We start from the raw sequence: 6,454 nt of genomic DNA on the forward strand, positions 1-6,454 counted from the left end.
AATATCAAAACAAAAAACATAAATAATTGATATTAAATCATAAAAATCATGAATTTGTTTTATATTTATCATGCAATATGAATTATAAATATCCACAAAGAAATATTTAGAAATATTTAAAATACAATTGTTACATGTTATTTTTAAAATAAAATGAACTCCTGGAATAGTATCCAGACGTGCTCTTCTGGAAAGCTGCACTTATTCATAAAGATTATTATCATAAGGGAATACATAATGAAAAGAAAAGTATTGGCCATGCTCGTTCCAGCATTATTGATTGCTGGCGCAGCCCATTCTGCTGAAGTCTATAATAAAGACGGTAATAAACTGGACCTCTATGGGAAAGTGGATGGACTGCACTACTTCTCAGACAACACTGACAGTGATGGCGACATGTCCTATGTGCGTCTGGGCTTCAAGGGTGAAACCCAGATCATGGATCAACTGACTGGTTACGGTCAGTGGGAATATAACATTAACGCAAGCGGCACCGAAGGTGACAAAGGCGATTCCGCAACGCGTCTGGGCTTCGCGGGTTTAGGTTTCGGTCAGAATGGTACCTTCGACTATGGTCGTAACTACGGTGTGGTTTATGACGTCGAAGCGTGGACTGATATGCTACCGGAATTTGGTGGTGACTCCTACACCCAGACCGACGTCTATATGCTGGGTCGTACTAACGGCGTAGCCACCTACCGTAACAAAGGCTTTTTTGGTCAGGTTGATGGCCTGAACTTCGCGCTGCAGTATCAGGGCAACAATGAAGGCGCAAGTTTTGGCCAGGAAGGCTCAGGCAATAGCACATATCGTAAACTGGCCCAGGAAAACGGCGACGGTTTCGGTATGTCCACCTCTTATGACTTTGACTTCGGTTTAAGCCTGGGTGCAGCCTATTCTTCATCTGACCGCACGGATGATCAGGTTTCTCGTGGATATGGCGATCGTTCTCGTGCCAACAACTACGCCGGTGGTGAAACAGCTGAAGCCTGGACCATTGGCGCGAAATATGACGCGAACAATATCTATCTGGCCACAATGTATGCCGAAACCCGCAACATGACCTATTACGGCGGCGGTAAAGGTGAAACCAATGGCGGTATTGCCAACCAGACCAAAAACTTTGAAGCGGTTGCACAGTACCAGTTCGATTTCGGTCTGCGCCCTTCTATCGCCTACCTGGTATCTAAAGGGAAGGAACTGGGTGGTCAGGATCATGATGGTGATGGTAACCCACGCTACACCGACAAAGATCTGGTGAAATATGTTGATGTAGGTATGACTTACTACTTCAACAAAAACATGTCCACCTACGTTGATTACAAAATCAACCTGCTGGATAACGATGACCACTTCTATGCAGACAACGGCATCGCGACCGATGACATCGTTGCTGTGGGCTTAGTGTATCAGTTCTAATCGCCAGAATAATTCCAGGCCCGCTTCCGGCGGGCTTTTTTGTGCCTGAAATGTCACTCAGTATTGAGCTTGTCGCCATTTTCCCGCATCCAGTCAGCCAGAGGCGTCAGCGCGCTATGCATGGTCAATCCCAATGGCGTTATCTGATACTCAACGCGCGGTGGAATTTCCGGATAAACTGTACGTGACACCAGTCCGCGTAACTCAAATAAACGCAGCTGTTTTGTCAGCTCTTTTTGCGTAATGGGGGCTGCAGCCCGCAATAACTCGCCGAAACGCACCGGGGCATTCAGTACGATCAGACGGTACAAAATCGGTATTGCCCACTTTCCGGAGACCAGACTGACGAAGCGAGTCATCGGACAGGGTTGATGCTGAACATTTTTCTCCGTTACACCGTCAGCTGATTCCGCCATAGCACACCTCTTGCCTCTTTAGTATCCATTTGGTACCTAGTTTCCTTTAGATACTAACGTTTCTATAGTGCATTCTCCAGAGACAATTCAGGAGAAGTAAAATGGGTCGCTTAACAGGTAAATATACGCTCATTACAGGCGGGACCAGTGGTATTGGTCTGGCAACTGCGCAGGAGTTTATTGCCGAAGGCGCGCATGTCGCTGTCACAGGACGCAATCCCGGCACGCTCGCTCAAGCCCAACGCATTCTGGGTGACAGCGCATGGGTGATTGCCACCGATGCCGGGGATATTCAGGCACAAAAAGGGCTGGCAGAAACCCTCGCTTCGCGTTGGCCGGGGCTGGATGCCGTTTTCGTCAATGCGGGTGACGTCACGCATGGACTGATCGAAGAGTGGGATGAGGCAAAGTGGGACCGCCTGATGCAAATCAATCTAAAGGGGCCTTTCTTTTTGCTGCAGGCACTGCTGCCACTTCTGAATAATCCCTCTTCCGTGATCCTTTGCGGCTCGGTCAGCGCGCATATTGGTCTGCCAACCAGCAGCGTTTATGCCGCCAGTAAGGCCGGATTATTATCGCTCGCACGCACACTATCGGCAGAACTCTTACCCCGGGGAATACGCGTTAATGGCTTAAGCCCAGGCCCAGTTTCCACACCCGCGCTCAATAAGCTGGGACTTAGTGAAGAAGCGCAGCGCACGCTGCAAAGTGACATTGCCAGCCTGGTGCCTCTGGGACGCATGGGTACGCCAACGGAACTGGCGAAGGCCGCGCTCTATCTGGCATCTGATGAGTCGGGTTATACCGTAGGTACGGAACTACTGGTAGATGGTGGAACCGGCAATCTGTGATTCCAGGCTTCCTGGCTGTTCGTGATAGTCATTGAAAATGTGACGAACATAATGGCGCTGAAGGGAACTTCGGCGTTATATCTCTGTTCGTTTTACTCAACGGGACGTGCGTCACTGACAACAGGAAGGGTAAGTGCTTGAATAGTGGCGGAGAGAGGGGGATTTGAACCCCCGGTAGAGTTGCCCCTACTCCGGTTTTCGAGACCGATCCTATTAACATGTTTTTCAATGAGTTAAGTTTTAGGCATGGTATATCCGTATAACTTTGACTCATTAAAAATCAATGAACTCCTGTGTTTCTTCGATTTAATATACCAACAATTTTTACCAAAAATCATGCGCTCAAGCACTCATTAATCTTGTCATGGGTGTCGATGTACGGAGGTTCAATACCTCTCTTGTCAACCAAAGCACTCCTTAAGAACCAGCCCTGATGGGCTGGTTTTTTTATGCCTGTTTTTTATACGGGGTATTGTTGGGGTAAAATCGGGGAATTATCCCGACGCGAATTAATGTCAGATCACCGGACAATCATCGAACTCACCTGAGCGCGCATCGTTGATGATGTAGGTGATCACCCCAAATACTGGCGAAGTAACATTGTAGTCACCCGTTGAGTCTGGTATCTCTTCGCGCTTACCGTTCTCCAGATTCACCAGGTGAGGTCTTGGGTGCACGCGGAAGCGTTTTATCCTTAACTCACCATCCAACCTACAGATGAGCAGAGAACCATCGCAAGGTTTCAGGGAACTATCTACTACCAACAAAGCACCATTCATGATGCCGTCTCTCCAGTATGTCTGCCCTGCCCTCATGAAGTATGTAGATGCCGGATGCTCAATAAATTTATCGTCTAGCGATATGTGGCGCTCAACGTAGTCCGCTGCCGGAGAAGGGAAGCCCATAGTTACCTCTACCTACTATTGACACTGGATAAAAACACAGTATAAATACTGTATATCCAACCAGTAAAGAGGGGAGGGAAAATATGTTTGTTGAGCTGGTTTATGACAAGAGAAACGTTGCCGGGTTGCCAGGTGCAAGTAACATCATTCTGGCCGAATTGACGAAGCGGGTGCACCGGATTTTTCCCGATGCTGAGGTGAGGGTGAAGCCAATGCAGGCTAACGCATTAAACAGCGACTGCACCAAAACTGAGAAAGAACGGCTGAACCGCATGCTGGAAGAAATGTTTGAAGAGTCTGATATGTGGCTGGTTTCAGACTAAGAGCATTGTTTTGTCATATTACATATGTAGAATCCGCACCGGCTGGTAATCATTCAATACTCGCACTATCGAACGAACGCCAGCCGCCGTCCGTTCCTGCATACGACGAACAACGGCAACTTTTTTCAGGCGCATTTACTGGTGACATTCTTTGTCGTAACCCCCGAAGAGGCGAGCTTAAGCGCCCGGTTAAATGCAACAACTGTCACTGGTTTTTCCTCTGCTTTAACTCGATTAGAATGACTCTGGAAAACATAAACATCATCAGGATAAATTTCCCTTCTGCGTAAAATTATGTTTCGAACCTGCGAAGGAGCTATTATATTTATTTCCTTCAATCTTCCTCTTTGTTCAAAGGTCAAATTACTGCCAACCAAGTTAGTATAGCGAAGCATTCTTACCCTTCCGATACCAACTGGTAAATAGTGAAGGCACACCCACAAATCGGCCCATGTATCACTGATATCCAGCAATCTATGGTTGATTGATGCAATCTCATAAAACGTAAGCAAATTCCTCTCCCCCAATTTTACGCAAGAAAATCCTTCTATATTGTTTACTACAGACTGATAGAAGATATCCACTAGTTATCTAAATTGAGCTAAATTTTTATAATGATTACCAGCCTTCGGATACTCAAATATTACAGGTTTTAGCATGCCGAAATGGACTATCATGCCCGGTTCGACACAGTTTAATACAGGCGGAAACTATCAATATTTAACACTGAGTATCTAGCTGATTTTTAAAACTCAGAGTTCACGGGCTGTATGCTGAACGCAAAAAAGGGGCCAATCGGCCCCTTCAGTTAATTAACCCTTCAATGCAGTTTTCAACATTTCGATCTCTGCCTTCAGGTGCTTCACATACCCCAGTAAGTCCATCACGATCGGGTTGTTGTCTACAGATGGCCGATCGCGAGTTTCCGCCCCAATCTTGTTACCGTCGTCATCCATGATATCGGCGATTTCTTCAGAGTTGTGTTTGATGTATTGCGGCGCTACCAGTTCTGCTTCTTCCGCGATAATGCCGAATCGCTCGCGGTTCTGCTCGTCGTCTTTATAAACGTAGTTAACCATGCGAAGCGCATCAATACGGTTTACTGCTTCCGCAAGGTCGGCATCTTTTATGTCGCGCTTATATGCCAGACCCGATGTACCCTGAAGCGCTAATGTGCCGCTTGAGTACGGCATGTTAATAACCAATTGCCCCACGTTCGACTGCGCGCGGTTACGGGCAATAAATTGCAAGCCTGATGTACCATTAAGCGACATTATCCACGTTTTTCCAACGGCATCGGCGTTTGCCGTATTCTGGTCACGAAGCCCTACGGCAATAAATCGGTCTCCGTTAGCAAATAACCCCCCAGAAAGGCCGATTTCGGCTTGCGTGATGAATTGACCGCTAGGGGTATTAGGCTTTATAAATCCAGCGTGGTTAAATGACCATGAAGCCGAAGCGTCTGTGCTCCATGCTTCTATTACGGCACTCACATCTCTGAAACCGGAAGAATACGTGTTATGCGATACACTCAGTGACCCACGCGCCACTTCTACACCGGCGATCTTATAAGAGCTAATCACATTACCGCCGCGCGTTAATACTCCGGGGCCTGGTGCTTCTGCGTCCTCGTTAATAACGCTCCACGACGTGTTAGCCGCCGTAAACCCGCCGGATGCGCGGATGATCCAGACACCGACAAAAGAGTTAGGCCATACCTGATTAGTACTACGCCCATAAACAGGGTTACTGTCCGAAGCTCTAAAAACAGCACGATCAGAAACAGTAATGCCGGTGCGTGTTGATGCTGCGTTTACCGCTTGCTGTACTGCCGTTACAAGACCCGCTCGCGAAAATGCGCCTGTACTCCCGACAAATTCTGGGTAATTCCCGCCCTGATAGTCGAGTGGTCGCACATCTAAGATACCGGTAATGTTGGGCGCTGCCGATTCGTAAACCCCCCCAGACGGAAGCGCTCCACCTTGATCGCCCCGACCGAATAGCCCCGGAATGGACCCGCTTTGTACACCGTTAAAGTCTGGTACACGGAAAGTAGTCGATCCATCGCCGTTTGAGTAGTTGCCTCGCTTCCCAGGGTTAGCCAACCAATCGGCATCGTCGATCGGCGTGTGCATTTGCGCGTGCACCCATAGTTCAGGCCAGTCGGCACGGTTAAGGCTCTGCCCGTCCGACACCACCGCCCACGCCGGAGTAAAGGCGCGACTGGTCCACAAAATCGGCATACCCACGCCGAAGTTTTGTACCCCGTTCATGGTTGGCCCGGTTCCACCTCCGCCAGATACATAGTTCTCCACCCAACGTTGCGTCGTTGCGTCATATGGGTTTACCGGGTCTCCCGCTAACGGGGTTGACCCGATCGGGCGAACGTTAAGCCAGGCGGCGGCACGGTCCGCCAGGTCTGACAGGTTCAGCGATTTAACGAGTGCCTCAGCAGGATTGTGAGATGCAGCTTCTGCTGCGGATTTCTTCGCTTTCTCCGAATAGTGAAGCGCTGAATATTCGTTATCTGTTACCGGGTC

6 protein-coding genes are annotated in these 6,454 nt (G+C 48.4%); 3 read left to right on the forward strand and 3 right to left on the reverse strand.

Annotation, left to right across the window (positions count from 1 at the left end; translation table 11 throughout):
- Positions 1-237: 237 nt before the first annotated feature.
- Positions 238-1,419, forward strand: a complete 1,182-nt coding sequence (gene ompC / locus AB7E14_RS18720) for a porin OmpC (RefSeq protein ID WP_043000271.1) — start codon at positions 238-240, stop codon at positions 1,417-1,419.
- 53 nt (positions 1,420-1,472) lie between these two features.
- Here the strand turns inward: ompC and AB7E14_RS18725 are convergent, their stop codons facing one another.
- Positions 1,473-1,835 (reverse strand): winged helix-turn-helix transcriptional regulator, encoded by a 363-nt coding sequence (locus tag AB7E14_RS18725; protein ID WP_044326747.1) that lies wholly within the window; start codon positions 1,833-1,835, stop codon positions 1,473-1,475.
- A gap of 101 nt (positions 1,836-1,936) precedes the next feature.
- On the opposite strand from AB7E14_RS18725, the gene AB7E14_RS18730 reads away from it, so the two are divergent.
- Positions 1,937-2,686 carry an SDR family oxidoreductase gene (locus AB7E14_RS18730; protein ID WP_044326746.1) on the forward strand — a complete coding sequence of 250 codons (750 nt, stop codon included), beginning with the start codon at positions 1,937-1,939 and terminating at the stop codon, positions 2,684-2,686.
- 515 nt (positions 2,687-3,201) lie between these two features.
- Here the strand turns inward: AB7E14_RS18730 and AB7E14_RS18735 are convergent.
- Positions 3,202-3,591 carry a S24 family peptidase gene (locus tag AB7E14_RS18735; protein ID WP_192502384.1) on the reverse strand — a complete coding sequence of 130 codons (390 nt, stop codon included), beginning with the start codon at positions 3,589-3,591 and terminating at the stop codon, positions 3,202-3,204.
- Positions 3,592-3,674: 83 nt separating this feature from the next.
- On the opposite strand from AB7E14_RS18735, the gene AB7E14_RS18740 reads away from it, so the two are divergent.
- Positions 3,675-3,914: a DinI family protein gene (locus AB7E14_RS18740; RefSeq protein ID WP_104446318.1), complete on the forward strand. Its 240-nt coding sequence runs from the start codon at positions 3,675-3,677 to the stop codon at positions 3,912-3,914.
- A gap of 812 nt (positions 3,915-4,726) precedes the next feature.
- On the opposite strand, the gene AB7E14_RS18745 is transcribed toward AB7E14_RS18740, so the two are convergent.
- A partial coding sequence (locus AB7E14_RS18745) for a tail fiber domain-containing protein (protein ID WP_428169785.1) occupies positions 4,727-6,454 on the reverse strand: 1,728 nt, incomplete at its 5' end.

Origin of the sequence: Citrobacter sp., assembly GCF_050252275.1 — a bacterium.
Classification (GTDB): Bacteria; Pseudomonadota; Gammaproteobacteria; order Enterobacterales; family Enterobacteriaceae; genus Citrobacter_A; species Citrobacter_A amalonaticus.